General features: G+C 33.3%; 15 protein-coding genes and 1 pseudogene. 6 read left to right on the top strand and 10 right to left on the bottom strand.

Features of this window, described 5'->3' with window-relative positions:
- Positions 1-311: 311 nt before the first annotated feature.
- Together DES39_RS01480 and DES39_RS01475 are read right to left on the bottom strand one after the other, a co-directional pair.
- Positions 312-2,936, bottom strand: coding sequence for a DEAD/DEAH box helicase family protein (locus tag DES39_RS01480; protein WP_121144000.1), 2,625 nt, complete (start codon positions 2,934-2,936; stop codon positions 312-314).
- A gap of 2 nt (positions 2,937-2,938) precedes the next feature.
- Positions 2,939-4,921, bottom strand: a complete 1,983-nt coding sequence (locus tag DES39_RS01475; protein ID WP_121143999.1) for a site-specific DNA-methyltransferase — start codon at positions 4,919-4,921, stop codon at positions 2,939-2,941.
- A gap of 907 nt (positions 4,922-5,828) precedes the next feature.
- Here DES39_RS01475 and DES39_RS11030 point away from each other — a divergent pair.
- Positions 5,829-5,978: pseudogene (locus DES39_RS11030) on the top strand (IS6 family transposase); the annotation flags it as partial.
- A 32-nt stretch (positions 5,979-6,010) separates the two neighbouring features.
- On the top strand, positions 6,011-6,166 hold the full coding sequence (locus DES39_RS10980) for a hypothetical protein (RefSeq protein WP_211324580.1): 156 nt from the start codon (positions 6,011-6,013) through the stop codon (positions 6,164-6,166).
- A 107-nt stretch (positions 6,167-6,273) separates the two neighbouring features.
- Here DES39_RS10980 and DES39_RS01460 read toward each other — a convergent pair whose 3' ends face one another.
- A complete protein-coding gene (locus tag DES39_RS01460) occupies positions 6,274-7,512 on the bottom strand; it encodes an alpha/beta fold hydrolase (protein WP_121143998.1) in 1,239 nt (412 codons plus the stop codon).
- A gap of 141 nt (positions 7,513-7,653) precedes the next feature.
- Between DES39_RS01460 and DES39_RS01455 the strand changes: the two genes are divergently transcribed.
- Entirely contained in the window at positions 7,654-8,544 is an 891-nt protein-coding gene (locus tag DES39_RS01455) for a LysR family transcriptional regulator (RefSeq protein WP_121143997.1), read from the top strand.
- A gap of 894 nt (positions 8,545-9,438) precedes the next feature.
- Here the strand turns inward: DES39_RS01455 and DES39_RS01445 are convergent.
- Together DES39_RS01445 and trxA are read right to left on the bottom strand one after the other, a co-directional pair.
- The gene (locus DES39_RS01445; RefSeq protein ID WP_121143995.1) at positions 9,439-10,266 is read right to left on the bottom strand and encodes a hypothetical protein; all 828 of its coding nucleotides are present in this window, start codon (positions 10,264-10,266) and stop codon (positions 9,439-9,441) included.
- A 769-nt stretch (positions 10,267-11,035) separates the two neighbouring features.
- The gene (gene trxA / locus DES39_RS01440; RefSeq protein ID WP_121143994.1) at positions 11,036-11,362 is read right to left on the bottom strand and encodes a thioredoxin TrxA; all 327 of its coding nucleotides are present in this window, start codon (positions 11,360-11,362) and stop codon (positions 11,036-11,038) included.
- Positions 11,363-11,547: 185 nt separating this feature from the next.
- On the opposite strand from trxA, the gene rhlB reads away from it, so the two are divergent.
- Complete coding sequence (rhlB, locus tag DES39_RS01435; RefSeq protein WP_121143993.1) at positions 11,548-12,795, top strand: ATP-dependent RNA helicase RhlB; 1,248 nt, start codon at positions 11,548-11,550, stop codon at positions 12,793-12,795.
- Positions 12,796-12,805: 10 nt separating this feature from the next.
- Here rhlB and DES39_RS10895 read toward each other — a convergent pair whose 3' ends face one another.
- From DES39_RS10895 to DES39_RS01415, 4 genes are all read right to left on the bottom strand, one after another.
- Positions 12,806-13,039: a prepilin-type N-terminal cleavage/methylation domain-containing protein gene (locus DES39_RS10895; protein ID WP_170143303.1), complete on the bottom strand. Its 234-nt coding sequence runs from the start codon at positions 13,037-13,039 to the stop codon at positions 12,806-12,808.
- Positions 13,040-13,127: 88 nt separating this feature from the next.
- On the bottom strand, positions 13,128-13,556 hold the full coding sequence (locus tag DES39_RS01425) for a DUF2509 family protein (RefSeq protein ID WP_170143302.1): 429 nt from the start codon (positions 13,554-13,556) through the stop codon (positions 13,128-13,130).
- Positions 13,549-14,112, bottom strand: a complete 564-nt coding sequence (locus DES39_RS01420) for a prepilin peptidase-dependent protein (protein WP_147405408.1) — start codon at positions 14,110-14,112, stop codon at positions 13,549-13,551. Before DES39_RS01420 ends, DES39_RS01425 begins: the two co-directional genes overlap by 8 nt.
- Complete coding sequence (locus tag DES39_RS01415; protein ID WP_147405407.1) at positions 14,106-14,609, bottom strand: hypothetical protein; 504 nt, start codon at positions 14,607-14,609, stop codon at positions 14,106-14,108. The genes DES39_RS01420 and DES39_RS01415 overlap by 7 nt, the downstream gene beginning before the upstream one ends.
- A 232-nt stretch (positions 14,610-14,841) precedes the next feature.
- Between DES39_RS01415 and epmA the strand changes: the two genes are divergently transcribed.
- Positions 14,842-15,828 (top strand): elongation factor P--(R)-beta-lysine ligase, encoded by a 987-nt coding sequence (gene epmA / locus DES39_RS01410; RefSeq protein ID WP_121143988.1) that lies wholly within the window; start codon positions 14,842-14,844, stop codon positions 15,826-15,828.
- Complete coding sequence (gene rmuC / locus DES39_RS01405) at positions 15,828-17,177, top strand: DNA recombination protein RmuC (protein ID WP_121143987.1); 1,350 nt, start codon at positions 15,828-15,830, stop codon at positions 17,175-17,177. Before epmA ends, rmuC begins: the two co-directional genes overlap by 1 nt.
- Positions 17,178-17,413: 236 nt before the next feature.
- Here the strand turns inward: rmuC and cydB are convergent, their stop codons facing one another.
- Positions 17,414-18,559, bottom strand: a complete 1,146-nt coding sequence (cydB, locus tag DES39_RS01400) for a cytochrome d ubiquinol oxidase subunit II (protein ID WP_121143986.1) — start codon at positions 18,557-18,559, stop codon at positions 17,414-17,416.
- Between the last annotated feature and the right edge of the window lie 10 nt (positions 18,560-18,569).

The raw sequence follows: 18,569 nt of genomic DNA, 5'->3' as shown, positions 1-18,569 counted from the left end.
TTATGTATCATAACTAAGTTAATTATTAAGTTTAATTAATGCTACGCATTATATAGCGTAACACAACGTTAACTCATACTTCCGTATTTGTTGATACTAAAAATATCTAACGTTTACGATTAAAAAATAGAATAACTAGTTATATTATTTTCTATGAAAATAAAATATAGAAATATAATTTATTTCTTACGTTAAAACAATAAATTAAAATACGCAAATTAAATCATTAATGATTAATTTTGTTATAGATTACACTCTATGTACAACTACCAATACCGCACTTAGGCTAAAGTTCTATACTGTACTTGTCATCAAGATATTAATAAATCATCTTCAAGTGGTTTCCCATCATAAAGCTTGTTAGAGAAATCCTTAACGAACTCATTCCGTCGACTATCTGCAAAGAATTTAATTCCAATTAAACGAATGTTATCATCACCGTCTAAGAAAATAATATTTTCTTCGTTAATTGCTTCAAGCATATCTTCTTTCCATTTATCACCCAATAAACGGTCATCGCCTTTAGGCTCAAGAAACACTTGATAATAAGCATCTTCATGCTTATTTTTCATAAGTAAAATAAAATCAGGCATGAACCCTCTTACACCATCAAACTCTGTCAATTTAAAACGTGTTGACTGTTCATCATTACGAATAAGGTAAATATCATCATATTTTTCTTTCAGTTTAACGATAAACTTATCAAGTAATTCAACTAATCGGTGCTCTAATTGATTTAAAATTGCTGTATCAAACACATACCACGGTTTACCTATTGTACTGTTTGCTGTGATTTTTTGATTGATGGCAATTGAAGAATCTATATAGGCGCTATAATCCATAATAATATTTTTTAAAGGTTGACTAATAAACTCATACGTTCCTTTATACTTACGATAATTACGACGGATGTTATCCGCTACTTTACTTAATACATTTTCGAGGCATTGTAGCTTTTCTTTCGGTGTAAAGTCATCAACACTTAAAGATGATGGTAATTTGATATCAATTTGAATCTTACCTAAATAATTACTGTCTTTATCGATAAACTCAGTCATGCTTTTTAATTTAGGAAAGTAATATTGAAGATTGTTAAATGAATAAAATGATTGTTTTGCCATTGCCTTATTAATAAATCGCTTATCCAACTTCAATGGCTCAAGTTTATATTGCCCATTAAGATTAGTATCACTTAATTCACTTAATGATGTTTCATTAGCTGTTTTATATTCCTCTTCAAAATGTGTCTCAAGCGAGTATGAGCTCCATGAGCGCTGTTCACTCGTAATTTCTTCAACTTTATTAAAATACAACTTACCATATTGATAGGTTTTTGATTTTTTAAAGTTATCTTTTAATTTGGCATGATAAACAATACCATTACCATCGGAATTAAAATCGATATCCGCTTGCTTTAACGAGGCGTGTAAGACTTTAATATATGATGGCTCATTGATTGTGTGATAATGAAGCTGTTCAAGTATCGCTAGTTCGTGATTGTTTTTATCAAAACGACGTGTATAACTTTTATCACTATCATAAATAAATGGATAGTAACGAGCTCCACGTCCAATTAACTGGGCTTCACTGTCAGTATTGGCTTTCGTCGATGACGCTTTTTCGCTAATTCTGACAATATCATAGAGATTAAGAACATCCCATCCTTCATTAACTTTAGCAACCGCAAATACAACACGAATCGGGTTATCAATTTCCTCTAACGTATTAAGTAATACTGGTTGCTCCTCCATTAAATCACTTTTGTTTACATTAAGAAGATTCATTTCATTAAAGTCATCTTTAATCATCTCAACAATAACAATTAAATCGCTCTGACTATAACGCGTTATCACTTTATGCCAAATACTATTTACTGAGCTTAATTGTGTCTTCTTATTATTTAAATGCGTGGTGATTTTCTCTGGCGTTAAATTATCAATAATCTGGATAAAGTCATCTTGTTTTGCTTTAGATATCGCAATCTGATTTGATTTGAATAAAATAATCGGTTTAAACCCAATGATATTATTATCTATTGCAACTAACTTACGATATTGGCTTAATAATACTGCATCAAGCATTTTTTCATTATCATTCTGATTAGCCTCAAGTAACATCACTTTTTTAGAATAACCATCATCCATAAACTGTTTCAAGTCATATTGATAAATAATCTTATCTTTATACTTCTGATAAATCTCTTTGCTATCTAAGTTAATAGTGGCGGTAAATTCAAATAGTCGATTTTTAAGCTGTAGAGCAAGGATTTTTTCAATCGTCCTTTCCCAAGTGAGTTCTTCATTTTCTGATGAATTTTTCGCTTTACCTTTCGCCTTTGTCTCGGCATTAAAATGGTGAGCCTCATCACCTAATAACACTAATGGTAACTCTTTTAAGTCATCATACGTCACAGTATTTTCTTTATAATTATTTAGTTCATCGTGAATCTTATGAATAGTCGATAATTTTAAATAAATTGTATTTTTATTTGGCGTAACCGGAAATGTTTCAACCGCTTCAATCTGAATTTTTTCACCATCAATTTCAATTGACGGCGTAAACAAATATTTAGATGATAACGTATTTAATAGATTTTCTTTAGTTTTTTGGATAATAGCATCAGTGTGTACAAAGAAAATAAAATTTTGATAACCTTGCTCTTTAAACATGTAAAGTATTGTCGCAGCCATCACCATGGTTTTACCTGCACCCGTTGCCATGTTAAACAGTAAATGATTATATTGTTCACTCGCACTAGGGCTACTTTGTGCATAATGTAAATAACGCAAGGACTCTTCTTGATATGCTCGTAATGTATCTTTTAAGTTATTTTTAATATAACTAGGCACTTGATAAACCTCGGTAAACAATCCGAATTTATCAAACTCCTTAAATTGATTGAATAACAATTTATTCGTCTTAATTTCTTTTGCCATAATTAATCATTCCCATAAAAACTTTTCGTAAATGCTTTATCTGGCTCAGAAACATTTAAATCGCTATCATTCATTTCACTAACATTAACGTACAGTTGATTTTTATCAAGTAACTCAATTAAAAGTTGTTTTTGTTCCTCTAGTGCTAATTCATTAAATCCAACCATTTGACTAATACCATCAGTCTCATATTCAGTAGCTAAAATTTTATCCAATTCAACTAGGTAATTAAGATGCGCAGTCTCCTTCATTCGCTCAAACAGTTTAACTAATTCATCATAGTTTTGTGCTTTTTGAATATCATGAATATAACGATAATTAAACTCCATTAACTCAGCATAAACAAAGCTACCACCACCTCTCCAAGCATATAATGTTGAAGTTCCAGATTGCTCACCACCAATAACATTTGTAAGACGTTTAACACTATCATCTGTCCCATAATCCATCTGTTCAATACCAATAAATTTTCTACTTGATTTCATACAAACAGATGCAGTTGTTCCACTACCTAAAAAAAAGTCGAGAACAATATCATCTTTGTTTGTAGTCATTTCAATTATTCTTGATATGAGCATTTCCGGTTTCTTAGCTGTTGGAAAGCTTACACCTCCTTCATTTTGAGTATTTTGAAAATCAATATCATCCCAAAAATCACAAAGTAACATTCCTAAGTCATTTGTAAATCGCCGATTAATAATAACCTTTTGAATTCCCTGTTTTAACGGCGTAATTACTTGTCCATTATAGTATAGCCCTAACAAGTCACCTTTCTCATTAAAATGTTCATAAACTCTATTCCCTATGTTATTAGAGGCTTGCTTCGCGTCAATATTTTTATGTGATTGTAATCTACAAATATTTTCGCAATTTTCTAAATAAAATTTTTTAAAGTCTTTATTATTAATATCTAAATCCTTTAGTGATATTTTTCTATCAATTATTTTATTCTCAATTAATATATCTATTAAATTTTTTAATACCCATTGATTATCAATTTTTTCTAAAAATAAAGAATAATGAGAATCCCATTTATCTTTCACTATAAATTGCGGATTAAATTTAACATTATTTTTTTTATAAACAAGTATACAATCTTTAAGTTTGATTATCGTTTTTTCTCGATGAGCTGTTTTTGTTCCACTTGGTGTCGATGATTTCACAATAATAGTATTAATAAAATTATCTATTCCGTAAATATTATCCATTAGCACTTTAAGATAGGCGCTTTCATTATCATCACATTGAATAAATATTACACCATCATCCCTCAACAATTCACTAGCCACTTCAAGTCTACTTTTCATAAACGTAAGCCATGTGGAATGATTAAAACGGTCGTTATACTTAAAACTATCATTACCTGTGTTATAAGGAGGATCTATATAAATTAATTTAACTTTACCCGCATAACGTTCTTTTAAAGAGTGCAATGCAATTAAGTTATTACCTTTGATAATGAGATTATCACTATCTTTAAAATCTGTTATGTTGTCTTCCACTCCATCTTTACTGTAACGTTTAACATTAGTTAGTGCCTTAGGAGAAAATAGCCTATCTATTTCATCACGCGCGATGATTTCATTATAATAAACTTCATTCTTACCTTGTTCTTCTTTAGTCATTCCGCCTTCAAGTACACAATCTTTAAAAGGAAAATCTAGTACAACATCCGAATTATAATTTAAGTATTTTCCTTCACTAGTAAGCCCTACACTATTACGATATTTAGTAAAACTATTTGCCCAATATTCTTTATAACGTAATAAACTAATTAATGATTCAAAATCAAATATCAATACACCCTCAATTTCTGAGCCATATAGTTCTTTTATTTTAGGGTTGCTTATTAATGCTTTAATCAAAATGGGCTTTTTATTTTTAATATCATTAATAACAACTGAACGTTGTAATGTTTCACCTTCCCAATATTCAGGAAATTCTTTTAATATTTGATTAAGTTGTTTTATTAATTCAGTTTGCATAGAAGAAATCTGCCAATTAATGATTATTGATATACCGCTATTGTATGATAAATTTTAGTATTTGTTTATATTTAATAGTATATGTAATAAAACTATCTTAGAAATCCACTGTGCAACTCTCTATACCCAACTAATATATATACCTATAGCTTAGCAATTAAAATGGAAAAAAAAAGATCTCATAGAAGTTTATAAACATTTCTGTGAGAAAATTTTAAGGAGTATTGCATTATAGAATATTTACTCCTAATCCCCTGTACCCACCCTTAAGATTTATCTATTTTAAACAGTTAGATAGATAAAAAATAATTGATTAATTTGTACAAAAATAGCTTGCAATAATGAGATAAATTAGTGTAACTTAACTGACACTTCATTGGTCATTTCCAATTTTATTGAATAGCTCGAAGAATGTTGAAAAGGTTATTGATATCTCTTGTAAATCTAAGTATTTACAGGATTTTTAGATAAAATAGCCGAGCGGTTGAAGGCACCGGTCTTGAAAACCGGCGAGGGGAAACCCTCCCAGAGTTCGAATCTCTGCGCTTCCGCCACTTATTTTGTGGCAGATTCCACAGTAGTACAAAGATGTCCATTCTAACCTTTATTATAAAGGGTTCGAGTGGATTTTTTTTGCTCTCAATTTTTTTATTAATTCCATACTCATCCAGAGTAATCCACACCAATCCACTTTCAAAAGGTAGACCGAAAAATAGGTCTGTCAAATTAATTTTCAATGACGAATTTTAATTTGGCAGTGTAACGGTATACTTTTTTTATAGGCATTATTAGCGGTATGATAAACCATTAACTAAGGAGATTATCCCGTGACAAGACAACTAATCCCCATCAAAGAGAAGCTAAAATGGTACTGTCAACTTAACCAATCCTAAGTATAATCATACCGATGAAAACAAGTAAAATCTATCGGCGTCACCGTTATCCAGCTTCCATTATCAGTCATTGCGTTTGGCTCTATTATCGTTTTACGTTAAGTTATCGCGATATTGAACTTATCATGATGCAAAAAGGTATTTCTGTTACTTATGAATCCATTCACATCAACCAACGCGGCTTAAAGAGAAGAAAATGCGTAAATTTAAATCATTAAAACAAGCCCAATTATTCTTATCGTGTTTTGAAAATATTTATGGCCATTTCAATTGCGCAAGGTATTTATGCACAGCTAAAACATTTAGAATTTTAGCTGAACGTCGATTTAAAGATTGGAATGAGATCACCTAAGTTGTATCTAAAATTCAGAATTAGAGGTTAACTGCCAAATTAAAATTCGTTATTGAAAGTTAATTTGACAGTACTAAACTTAAATTCAATCAAACAATAATAATTTATTAATTACAACTATCTTTTTGCAAGAATGATTGGATATGTTCTAATACCTCAGATGGAGACTCCGTTGGTGGGTGGTGAGCCACACCTTTTAGAATCACAAGTTGGCTATTAGCGATTGCATCACTGATTTCTTTATTAATTTCTATAGGTGTTCCATGATCCTCTTCATCGCAAATAACCAATGTTTTAGCCGTAATTTTAGGTAAATAGGCGCGAATATCTTGTCTATTGATGGTTGCTGCATCAATAGCTAAGCATAAGCCAATATTATCATTGAGCTGCATTTTTTTGCGTTCACTTATAGCTTCTGTATCATGAACCTTTAACCAGTGTTGTGTATTGATGAAAGATTGTAATGTTTTGAAGAGAGATTCTTTTTCATTAAAGCTGCCCTGCATAATAGTTTCTTTTGCTTTTTGCCATTGTTCAATTCGTTCACTGTATTCTTGCCGTGCTGAAGTACCTATTAGTACCATATTTGAAATAAGCGATGGATTCAAAGCAGCCATTAACATAGCAATCATCCCGCCTTGGCTCTGTCCAATTAGGGTAGCAGGATCGAGTTTTAATTCTTTAATAAATAAAGTAACATCCTCAGCTAAATCTTTTAGTTCCCAGCCCTCTTTAGGATAATCTGACATACCATGAGCCGGTAAGTCGAAAGTAATACAGCGATAGTTTTTTTCTAACTCAGAAACTTGTGCCTCAAAGATTGAACGATCTGCAAACAATCCATGCATAAAGATTAATGTAGGACCATTTCCTCGATCAGAATAGGCATATCGAGTACCGTTGAGATTAATTTCTTTTTTTGTGCAGTCTTGGTAATAATTAAAACTTTGTGATAGTAATAGAGAGTCTTCAAAAATATGGTAGCGGGCAATTTTATTATCGCGCAAAGTAAAATGAATAGCCATATCACTACTGATTAGGTGTCCTGTCTTATTAACACGATAGCGAAAATTACCCAAGGTAACAACTTCATTACCATTGATTAGGGTATGATTAATATTAAATTCAGTCGGTGTTAGCATTTTTGGAAAATGACTAATCCATTTGCCTATTTGTTCCTTACCGGACATAAGCCCGATACTAAAAATATTCGTATCCCCATCAACATGCCAAACAATGTCATCTGTAAGCAGTGAAATTGCTTTTTCTACATCACATTCTGCAAAGGCTTTAAAATAGCTTTGAATAATGTTTTTAACTTGTTTTATTTCTTCTTTATCCGACATTTTATACTACTCCATTTAATTGGTGGTTATTAAGTTTGCTAGAAACTTGATAAGTGCATCATATGGCATTGCTATTAATTTAAAAATGCAAAATAATAGAGATATATTTTCTAAAAATGAAAAATATAGGTATTAAATATTATGAATAGACGATTAAATTGGGATGATTTACAGTATTTTTTGCATGTTGCAAAAACGGGTAACCTTACACAGTCTGCACTTGATTTAAAAGTGAGCCAATCAACAATTGCACGTAGAATTAGTGCCCTCGAAAAAGATATAAAAGTCACATTATTTACTCGCCATCAAACAGGGTATTATTTAACCGAACAAGCAAAAAGTATCTTTCATTATGCCGAGGAAATTGAAGCTAAGTTTATGGGGCTTGAGCATACGGCAGCAACGTTACAAATGGATGTGGAGGGGAACGTTAAATTAGCTACGGCAGAAAGTCTGGCTAACCACTTAATTATTCCTGTTTTACCTAAGCTTTATCAAAAATACCCTAAATTACAATTAGAAATTGTTTCGGGTATTAATAGTGTGGGGTTTGTAACGCATGAAGTAGATATTGCATTGCGTTTTGTGCGGCCAGAGCAAAATAATTTATTAGTTAGGCGAGTAGGCCGAATGTCATACAGTCTCTATGCACACCAAAACTATCTATTACCTTTTAAAAAGCCTTATGCCGATAATATGGATCGCTATAGCTTTATTACTTGGAGTAATAGCTATTCCCATTTACCCAGTGCAAAGTGGTTAGCTGTAAATATTCCGAATACAGCATCTAAGTTAGTTACAACCAGTGTTGCTAACCAAGTTGCTTCTGTGGAAGCTGGGTTAGGTATTGCAGTATTACCTGATATGTTAGTCAAAAATAATAAAGAATTAATCGCTATTAAAAAGCATATTTTCTTTGATGAGCTTTGGATTGTATCTTACCCTGAGTTGCGTTCATCAAATAATATAAGAGCCGTGATAGATTTTTTAGTTAATGAACTAAATGAAACTACATTAATTGATTCGATATAGTTTTATGTTCATAAAATAAAAAAGTAAAAATCAGTAACGGTATATTTTTCTTGGAGACATTCTTAGCGACATGATAAACCATCAATTAAGGAGATTATCCCGTGACAAGACAATTAAGTAGTGAATTTAAACGAGAATGTGCATAATTAGTTCTGAATTATGGCTATGCTCATAAAAATGCCACAAAAAAATAAGTATAAGTATTTAATAAAAAAATTAGATTTTACTTTGATTGTACACCATATTATTTTAGTCCATAGCAGTCCAGTATTTAAACGTCTACTAAAACGTATAACAAGTAATTTATGGAGAATTTTCAATATGAAAATATGTAAAAAAATCAAAACCATAGATGCAGAGTTGGCAAAACTTTATTTGTCCTGCGCTTCCGCCATTCTCTCCCAAGGCGTAACAGCAATACACAAAACGAACCAAATCACCTCAAAAAGAATAAGGCTCATTTTTTAACCAGCAATTTTATTCCTATCTGTATCATCATGTTCATGCACTCAATCAATTATTCCAGCACAAATATTGTATAAATAATCATAGATAATAAATTGATTAATATTTAGCCATATAATATATAGCGCCAAAATTCAGGTTACCTGGAGAAAAGTAATTTTGATAATTCGCAGGTTATAAAATGGTAACTGAATAACTTTTCTGGAAATCGCCCCTAATTCTAAATTTTACCTTATCTTATTTTGTTTACTAAAATGAGCCTGCAATACTGACTTGCAAGGATTTACAAAGATATTTTTAATCAAAAATGTATCAAAACTTGTTGTTAATAAGGCTGTTTCGCCAGTTTTAAAAAATGCACAATTTCTCATAGCGTTAGTGCGCAGGTGAGGCGGGGCTCAACGGCCCGCCAGCGCATAAAACAGTTATTTATAAATAGTCTTTTAAACGGTTTGATAATTTTTTTGCACCAACTAAGTTAACATGATCGCAATCAAAAAAATCATCATCATTAAAGAGATTTGAGTTAAAAAAGTCAATCATTTCAAACTTGTATTGTTTTTTTAACTCAAGTATTTTCTCAAAAGAGTTATTAGGAACTAGTCGCTTATAATCACGCCTAGCTGGCGATAGAATAATACATAATTTTTGATTATTTTTATTACATTCATTTATCAACTTTACAACATAATCTAATTGATCATTCTCTCGTTTATTTTCTCTTAGGTGTATATTCACTCGATCATTTACATTAAAACAGTCTAGCGGTTTATCTTTATGATACAAGAATCCATTATCAATTTTTTCAAACATATTAGTTTGCATTCTAAAAATTTTAATTTTCTTCTGTTCTAAAATTAATTCGTTATTATTAAATTTAGGTTCGATATTATATAGAAACTTAAAGTAAGCACTTATTGATTTTTCCTTAGTTTTTTCGATTTCAAAACCATTGGAAAAAATAGAGTAAAATAAAACGATAGTTTTTAACTCGTCATAAGAATTATTCAACTTTTTGTATAATTGGTATGAATAATATAAATCTTGACTGGTAGAACATAAATTAAATGAATTTCGTCCTATTATTTCAGGAATAAATGAGTAAGCGCCATGAGAAGAACCTAAAGCAAGTATTTCTAGCTTTTTCACTGCATTTAACTGAACCTTTTTATTATATAATTCATTAAAAACAAATGGTCCCTCTGTTTTTTTTAAACAGATTCCTGTTGTATTAAATATCCAGTTCCTTAATCCCATAAAGTTCTCGCAGTACGTTACTAAAGGTTATTCTTAATTCTACAAACAACAATGCCAATCTGTAAATATCTATTTCTCAAGTTAAACTTCTATCTTCTTTATTTATCATATGCCACCACTTACACTAATCTATTGCTAAATATTTGGAGATTATAATGGCAGCTGATCATGATTACGGTACCCAAGTTATTGAAATTAACCATGGCAGCAAGCTATCTGCAAGTAATACACAAACTGTTATTCCTTGAGGTTTAAGGAGCAAAACAGGCCAACTTACCACGTGCCTCTTCATTTTGAAAATCAACCATTGTTAATAGGGTATTTGTAGTCGCTAGTAAGCATATACTTGCTGTACATCTGTTGCTTTAGCGTTAGTAAATTCCGCCACACAGACGTTATTACCAACAACAAGAGCACGACTAAATAGGTAACCTTTAATTTGTCAGAATAGATTCTTTGCCAACACTTAGCATATATTAGAATCAATACAATTAACTCAAACAGTAAAAAGACGATTTTATGTGACTATAATGTTAATTCTAGCAGATAGATATAGCCAACTGTGTTAATTTCGATGCACACATGAAAAACAGTAATTTTTATCAGAAGGGAAAGTTAAAACAGCAGAGTAATAACAATTAATAGACTAGCAATTGCAATGATCAAAAAGATAATTAACTCAGCGTAAACAATATTTATCTTGAATAAAAGAGAATGACAAAAATAAACTTATTACTGCATCAATGATGCAGTAATAAGCGTAATATAATTATAGATGATTATCTAAAAACGTTTTTAATTGTAGTTTAGATAAAGCACCTACTTGCGTTGCAACTACTTTACCCTCTTTAAATAAGAGTAATGTTGGAATACCACGAATTCCAAATTTTGGAGAAATTGATGGATTTTGATCAACATTCAATTTTGCAATAACTAATTGATCAGCATAATCTTGTGCGATTTCTTCAAGAATTGGTGCAATCATTTTACATGGACCGCACCATTCAGCCCAAAAATCAACCAAAACAGGTTTAGTTGTTTCAGCCAGGATTTTATCAAAATTAGCTTCTGTTAACGCGACAATAGCATTACTCATTTTATTCTCCACCTATTAGATAATTATAAGTTATTAAACTCGATTTTACTGTCAAACATATTAGGCTATATTTTAGTTCTTCACCAGTAATTGAAACAATAGGGAGGAATAATTAGTGCTGTATTTCTACATGATGTGTTATACTCACAGCAATTTTGGAAAAACACGAAGTAAACTATAATTTTATGACACAATCTTATTTGACAAAAACATCATTTGATCAATTCGAATTAAACCCGTTAGTGTTGAGTGCATTGCACAAAAATGGCTTTCACTACTGTACACCGATTCAAGAAAAATCATTGCATCATACAACGAAAGGTCTTGATATAGCAGGACAAGGGCAAACAGGAACGGGGAAAACTATTGCTTTTTTAACAGCAACATTTAATTATTTACTTAATCACCAACCAATTGAAAATCATCAAAAAAATCAGCCAAGGGCAATCATATTAGCGCCAACACGAGAACTGGCTGTACAAATTCATCATGATGCTCAAATACTCGCTGCTGAAACTGGCTTACATTTAGGATTAGCGTTTGGTGGTGATGGGTATGATAAACAGCTAAAAGTAATAGCGGAAGGCGTTGATATTCTCATTGCAACAACGGGTCGATTAATAGATTATGCAAAACAAAAATATATTAATTTAGATGCGGTCCAAGTTGTTGTACTAGACGAAGCCGATCGCATGTTTGATTTAGGCTTTATCCGCGATATTCGTTGGCTATTTCGCCAAATGGTGCCAGCTAAAAAACGCTTTACCATGCTATTTTCAGCGACCCTATCGCACAATGTTAGAGAGCTTGCATTTGAATATATGAATGAACCACAGTATATTGAAGTTGAGCCCGAACAAAAAATTGGCCATCGTATTAAAGAAGAACTGTTTTTCCCATCAAATGAAGAAAAATTACCGCTGTTACAAACATTAATTGAAGAAGAATGGCCAGAGCGCGCAATCATATTTGCTAACACTAAGGTTACCTGCGATAAAATTTGGCGGCATTTAGTTGCCGATGGGCATCGAGTGGGTTTACTTAACGGCGATATCGCGCAAAAAAAGCGACTTACAGTACTTGAAAAATTTACTCAAGGTGAGTTAGATATCCTTGTTGCAACTGACGTTGCCGCCAGAGGTTTGCATATTCCACATGTTACACATGTTTTTAATTATGATCTACCGGATGATTGTGATGATTACCGTCATCGTATCGGTCGAACTGGCCGTGCTGGTGATGATGGCGTTTCAATTTCCTTTGCGTGCGATCGGTATTCTCATAATTTACCAGGAATCGAAAATGTTATAGGTCATTCAATTCCGGTCAGTCATTATGATTCTAGTGCGTTGTTGAGCGATCTACCAAAACCCAAAGCACCACGCCCTTTTAATAATGGTCGCCGCACTAAAAAACCCATGAATAAGGCTTAATTTAACCTTATCAATAGCAATACCACCTATCTTGGGTAACACTATTACCTAAGTTAGGTTGAACTGTTATACGAACAATATGACAATGATCCAAATAAGGTGTAATCATAATTCGATAAAGCCAATTAGATGGCAGCTCAATTAAGTCAGTATTGGGATATATGTCTAGCAACTGAAAAGCAATATGTTCTGCCTGTTGTTGCTCTTTAGCCTGTGATAGATTAGCGAGTAAGACAGACTGCATATTCAGAAATCCTAAAATAACAATATTGATTAATAAAATTGCTATCAAGACCTCTAGCAAAGATATTCCACTTTGCCCATTAAAATCATTATTCACAATCTGCTTGTCTTTTTTGTGGGCAATAATCAAGCCAATGTCCATGCTCAATTTTTAGCCGACCTTGCCGATAATTTGCCAAGTGGTAATAAGTAAATTCCCCTGATTGCCCTTTAATCACTGTGTAATTATTATTCGATAATGTCGCTAACTTGATACAAGCATAAAACAAGCTAGTAGGATGTTTTTTGCAATACCAAGTGTTATCGGGTAATTCCCACTCCAATGTTAATGCCCATTGAATCGCTGATAAAGCGTAATTTTTGTTTTGATAATGTTGTTTGTCAACAACCGTGCGTTTTTGAGTCGATAATGAAGTTCGGCGAAACTCAGTTAGTAAAACGCTCGTCAACAAAAACAACATCATCACCATCGCTATCGCACTAAACCCATCACTTTTCTTTAAAATAAATTTAGACATTATAATTCCTAACATAATAAGTCGCTTGATACTTAATCGAAGGAAAACGGATTAATCCCACCAAAATAGTTACTTTTGTGCTAGAACGGTATTGCTTTGCCTCAAATTGCAATACAGCAACTTCATTGGGATCAAATAATTTTTCCCAACGAGTGACAGCCTTGCCACAATGCGTCGCACCATTTTGAGCGCTAAGATTATGTTGATAATAACGGTAAGCGAAAACATCAGATCGTTGCCCCAAATTTGTGTGATCGCGCCAAATACCACTAATTGTGGAATCATAACGAATTATGATGCAATCACCCGATGGATTAATCGTTATCGCTGGTTGTTTAATATCCTTTGGGGAACTGGCAATAAAGCCAGCACGCTTGAGATCTTTAAATAACCCAGATAAAGCTTGCTCAGTTAACTGCTCAAGACGATTTTGTTGATAAATATTCATCATCCCCATATGAAACTTAGGATAAAAAGCTACAATACTCAGCATAATAAATGATGTTAGAGCCAACGCTAGCAGCATCTCTAACAATGAAAATCCACGTCTTAGCACGGGCTAAATCCGCTTAAATAGGTCTGATAACTACAGTAACGAATTCTTCCCGGCATAGAAATAATAATCTGACTATTACCGATACGATTGCTAAGGCGAATGCTGGTCGGCGTTGCCGAATTGTGCCGTCCATAAAAAATCAATGCCGAATCAGTCGTTAAACCAATCAAATCAACTTGCTTATGATCAGGTATAAAGCGTAATTTGGTCTGACAATCAGCCGGCCGATGATGCCGGCTTACAGCAATACACCACGGCAGAGAATGCGATCTAATCACGTATACCGTTAAATTATCATTGTGTCGGTTAGCATCAGACTTAACCTCATTTAAAAATGAGGTGAGTGCTAGTGTAACGGTCAGTAGTTCATTACGATCTCTTAAGTCCCGCCAACTGCTTATCCCTCCCACAGAGAGGATGGATGTCATCAAAATCACGACCAATATTTCTAATAATGAAAATCCAGTGAACTTCATATAGCAAAACTCTGCCATCATACGAATATCAAAATAATAAGTGAAAACGGTAGCAATGGGCACAATAACAGATCGATTTGCGATATAACACGTAAAATGATGTTAAAATAAACAAGAACTCACAACAAGCAGCCTAGAGAGCCGGTGATTTTTAAGCTATCGGCCATTATTGGCTTTTAATATTGGGGTTATTTCTTTAAACTAGTCACCAATTTTAACCTAACATTTTTATTACACACGAGCTAACCACGTTATGATAAACCCAGAAAATTGGCAACCAACAGCATCCATCGATCTTTTATTAAAGCGCGCTAAGATTATTAAAAAAATCAGGGAATTTTTTGCCGATCGTTGCATTCTCGAAGTCGAAACACCAATTTTAAGCGCAGCAGCAGTGACCGATTTACATTTAAGTTCATTCCAAACTATCTTTACTAAACCGGGTAATATGGACTTACTATTAGGGAAAAAATTATCCTTAATCACTAGCCCTGAGTACCATATGAAACGACTTATCGCCGCAGGAAGTGGGCCGATTTATCAAATTTGCAAATGTTTTCGTAACCATGAAGAGATCGGACGTTATCACAATCCAGAATTTACCATGTTAGAGTGGTATCGTATTCAATTTGATATGATGCAAATGATTAACGAAGTTGATGATCTGTTACAGCTTATTTTAGACACGCAGCCTGCTGAATATATAAGTTATCAAAACGCATTTATCAAATACTTAAGCCTTGATCCTTTTGAAGCGAGTCGAGAAGATCTCATCAACGCGGTAGATAAACTCGAATTAAGCTTTAATACCCAAGATGTTGATATCGATACCCTATTACAATTTTTATTCACCTTTGGTATTGAACCACATATCGGCCAGGAAAAACCTACCGCTATCTACCATTTCCCTGCAACACAAGCGGCACTAGCTGAAATCTGCTGCGAGGATCACCGCACAGCCAAACGTTTTGAGTTTTACTATAAAGGTGTTGAGCTGGCTAATGGCTTCAAAGAGTTAATTAATACTAAAGAGCAACGAGCACGTTTTGAGCGCGATAATCAAGATCGCCTCAGTAAAGGGCTACCGGTTCAAATAATTGATGAATATTTGCTAGCAGCAATGGCTGCAGGACTTCCTGAATGTTCTGGAGTTGCTGTAGGGTTAGATCGACTTATTATGTTAGCACTCAATCAAATGACGATTAGCCAAGTAATGAGTTTCAATCTGGAGAATGCTTAATGCCAGATACCACGCTACTTGATCTGCTCGTACTGCCACTCGGTGGTATCACCTTATTAATTCTACTAGTCCTTATTGTCTGGATTGTTAAACTACGCCTAACATTCAATAATCAACAGCAGCTGTTTGATTTACAACTTGAACAAAAAAAAACGGATAATGAGGTATTACTAGCTGAAATATCCCTATTACAAAATGAATTATCGCAAATAAGACAACAAAACTTGCAGCTTAGTATTGAAAACAGCGAACAAAAAACACGCCTTGAAGAGAGTCGAATCTTAGCGGATGAAAAACAAAAAATCTTAATTCAAAGCGAACAACGATTAAATGAACAGTTTGAAAACCTAGCAAATCGAATTTTTGATCAAAGTGGTAAAAAAATTGAACAACAAAACCAGCAAAGCTTAAATCATCTCTTAACGCCACTTAAAGAACAGTTAGAAGGGTTTAAAAAACAAGTTCAAGATAGCTTCGGACAAGAAGCAAAAGAGCGGCATACCCTCACATTTGAAATTCGCAATCTGCAAAAACTTAATGACCAGATGGCGAAAGAAGCTATCAATCTGACTAATGCACTCAAAGGTAATAATAAAACTCAAGGTAACTGGGGCGAAGTGATTCTTAACCGAATTTTAGAAAATTCTGGTTTGCGAGAAGGCTATGAGTATGAGTTACAAGTCAGTTTAAATAACGACAATAATCAACGCATGCAGCCCGATGTTATTGTTCATTTACCGCAAGGTAATGATGTAATTATTGATGCTAAAATGACGTTAATTGCATATGAACGGTATTTTAATAGTGACGATGAGCAAGAAAAATTCAAAGCGATGAGTGAGCATCTTATTGCTGTTCGTAATCACATTAAACAGCTCAGCCAAAAAGATTACCATAAACTCAACGGTGTGAAATCACTTGATTATATATTAATGTTTATTCCTGTTGAGCCCGCTTTCCTTGCGGCGATTGACCAAGATCCATCATTGATTAATGATGCATTAAAACACAATATCATGATTGTCAGCCCTACAACCTTATTGGTTGCACTGCGAACCATTAATAACTTATGGCGCTATGAATATCAAAATCGTAATGCAGAATTAATCGCCGAGCGAGCAAGCAAACTGTATGACAAAGTTCGTGGTTTTATAGAAGATATGGAAGTACTTGGGAATAGTTTAGATAAAGCACAACAGACTTATCATAGCTCAATGAATAAATTAACAAAGGGACGCGGTAATATCGTCGGTCAGTTAGAACAGTTCAGGGAAATGGGTATTGAAGTGAAAAAACCAATAAAAAATGAAATCAGTGAACAAGCAAAAGAGGAACTTAATCATTCCTAAGTATTCAATATTTGTAGTCACATAACAATACGATTATGAATGTAAACCAGTGAGTAATAAGATAAAAAAAGCGGATATCATATCCGCTTTTTATTTCACCTAAAAACTAATCTACTTTCTTCTCATCAATCTTTCGGTCAATCCATAATCCAATGACCACTGAAAGAAGGCTTGCCGCTGCCGTTATAGCAACCCAGAAAAAATAATGCATGCGTTTTTCCCCGTTTATATTTTATTTAGTAAAGCCCATGATCGTGCTTTTCAATGTAGTTTTTGTTTAATCGACCAAACATTTTGGCATAAGCCCAAATAGTGTAGAGTAAAACAATCGGCAAAAATATCGCCACAACCCAAAACATAATTGTTAATGTTAGCTGGCTAGAGGTCGCATCCCAGATAGTTAAACTAACATTGGGCATCAAACTTGACGGCATAATGAATGGGAATGTAGCAATACCAAATGTAAGTAATACACAAATAATCGTTAATGAAGAAGTCAGAAATACCAATACATTTTTATTTAAACCAGACAGTATAACCGTTAAAAATGGGAAAATGATACCAAACAATGGGACTGCCCATAAAATAGGATAGGTATTAAAGTTGGTTAACCAACTCCCATCAGCCGTTACAGTTTTAGCTAAAGGATTAGAAACAGCATTATGATCGATAGCACTTGTTATTTCATAACCATGGAATCCCCATAAACCAAAAGTAATCCATAAGCCAGTAATAATAAATACGGTTACCATGATTAAGGCTGCAACTTGCGTTGCTTTGCGAGCACGCAAATACAGTTCACCTGTTGTTTTCAGCTGTAGCCAAGCACCGCCATGAGTTACAATCATCATTAAACTCACAATACCTGCAAGTAAAGCAAATGGATTAAGTAGACCCCAGAAATTACCATGGTAAAAAATGCGTTGGAAAAGATCGATCTCAAATGGTACACCTTGCAATAAATTACCAAAGGCAACACCAAAAACTAATGCAGGAACAAAGCTACCAAGAAATATACCGGCATCCCACATATTTCGCCATTTTGAGCTTTCTAATTTACCTCGATAATCAAAACCAAGTGGTCGGAAGAATAACGCACAAAGTACGAGAATCATCGCAATATAAAACCCAGAAAATGATGCTGCATATACCATTGGCCAAGCAGCAAATAAACCCGCACCAGCAGTAATTAACCAAACTTGGTTGCCATCCCAGTGTGGGGCAATAGAATTGATCATAATTCTACGCTCATTATTGGTCTTGCCAATTATAGGGAGTAAAATTCCAACGCCCATATCAAAACCATCTGTGATAGCAAAACCAATTAACACGGCAGCAATAATCACCCACCAGATCACACGTAAAACTTCATAATCAAACATAGTGTATTCT

It is taken from the genome of Orbus hercynius (genome assembly GCF_003634275.1).
Taxonomy (GTDB): domain Bacteria; phylum Pseudomonadota; class Gammaproteobacteria; order Enterobacterales; family Orbaceae; genus Orbus; species Orbus hercynius.
The sequence above is the reverse complement of the archived record's forward strand: the minus strand, read 5'-3'. Positions and strand labels throughout refer to the sequence as shown.

Bases quoted from the DNA above. Each gene is read 5' to 3' on its own strand.
- DES39_RS01480 (WP_121144000.1), bottom strand. From the start codon at position 2,936: ATGGCAAAAGAAATTAAGACGAATAAATTGTTATTCAATCAATTTAAG.
- DES39_RS01475 (WP_121143999.1), bottom strand. From the start codon at position 4,921: ATGCAAACTGAATTAATAAAACAACTTAATCAAATATTAAAAGAATTT.
- DES39_RS10980 (WP_211324580.1), top strand. From the start codon at position 6,011: ATGCGTAAATTTAAATCATTAAAACAAGCCCAATTATTCTTATCGTGT.
- DES39_RS01460 (WP_121143998.1), bottom strand. From the start codon at position 7,512: ATGTCGGATAAAGAAGAAATAAAACAAGTTAAAAACATTATTCAAAGC.
- DES39_RS01455 (WP_121143997.1), top strand. From the start codon at position 7,654: ATGAATAGACGATTAAATTGGGATGATTTACAGTATTTTTTGCATGTT.
- DES39_RS01445 (WP_121143995.1), bottom strand. From the start codon at position 10,266: ATGGGATTAAGGAACTGGATATTTAATACAACAGGAATCTGTTTAAAA.
- trxA (WP_121143994.1), bottom strand. From the start codon at position 11,362: ATGAGTAATGCTATTGTCGCGTTAACAGAAGCTAATTTTGATAAAATC.
- rhlB (WP_121143993.1), top strand. From the start codon at position 11,548: ATGACACAATCTTATTTGACAAAAACATCATTTGATCAATTCGAATTA.
- DES39_RS10895 (WP_170143303.1), bottom strand. From the start codon at position 13,039: ATGCAGTCTGTCTTACTCGCTAATCTATCACAGGCTAAAGAGCAACAA.
- DES39_RS01425 (WP_170143302.1), bottom strand. From the start codon at position 13,556: ATGTCTAAATTTATTTTAAAGAAAAGTGATGGGTTTAGTGCGATAGCG.
- DES39_RS01415 (WP_147405407.1), bottom strand. From the start codon at position 14,609: ATGATGGCAGAGTTTTGCTATATGAAGTTCACTGGATTTTCATTATTA.
- epmA (WP_121143988.1), top strand. From the start codon at position 14,842: ATGATAAACCCAGAAAATTGGCAACCAACAGCATCCATCGATCTTTTA.
- rmuC (WP_121143987.1), top strand. From the start codon at position 15,828: ATGCCAGATACCACGCTACTTGATCTGCTCGTACTGCCACTCGGTGGT.
- cydB (WP_121143986.1), bottom strand. From the start codon at position 18,559: ATGTTTGATTATGAAGTTTTACGTGTGATCTGGTGGGTGATTATTGCT.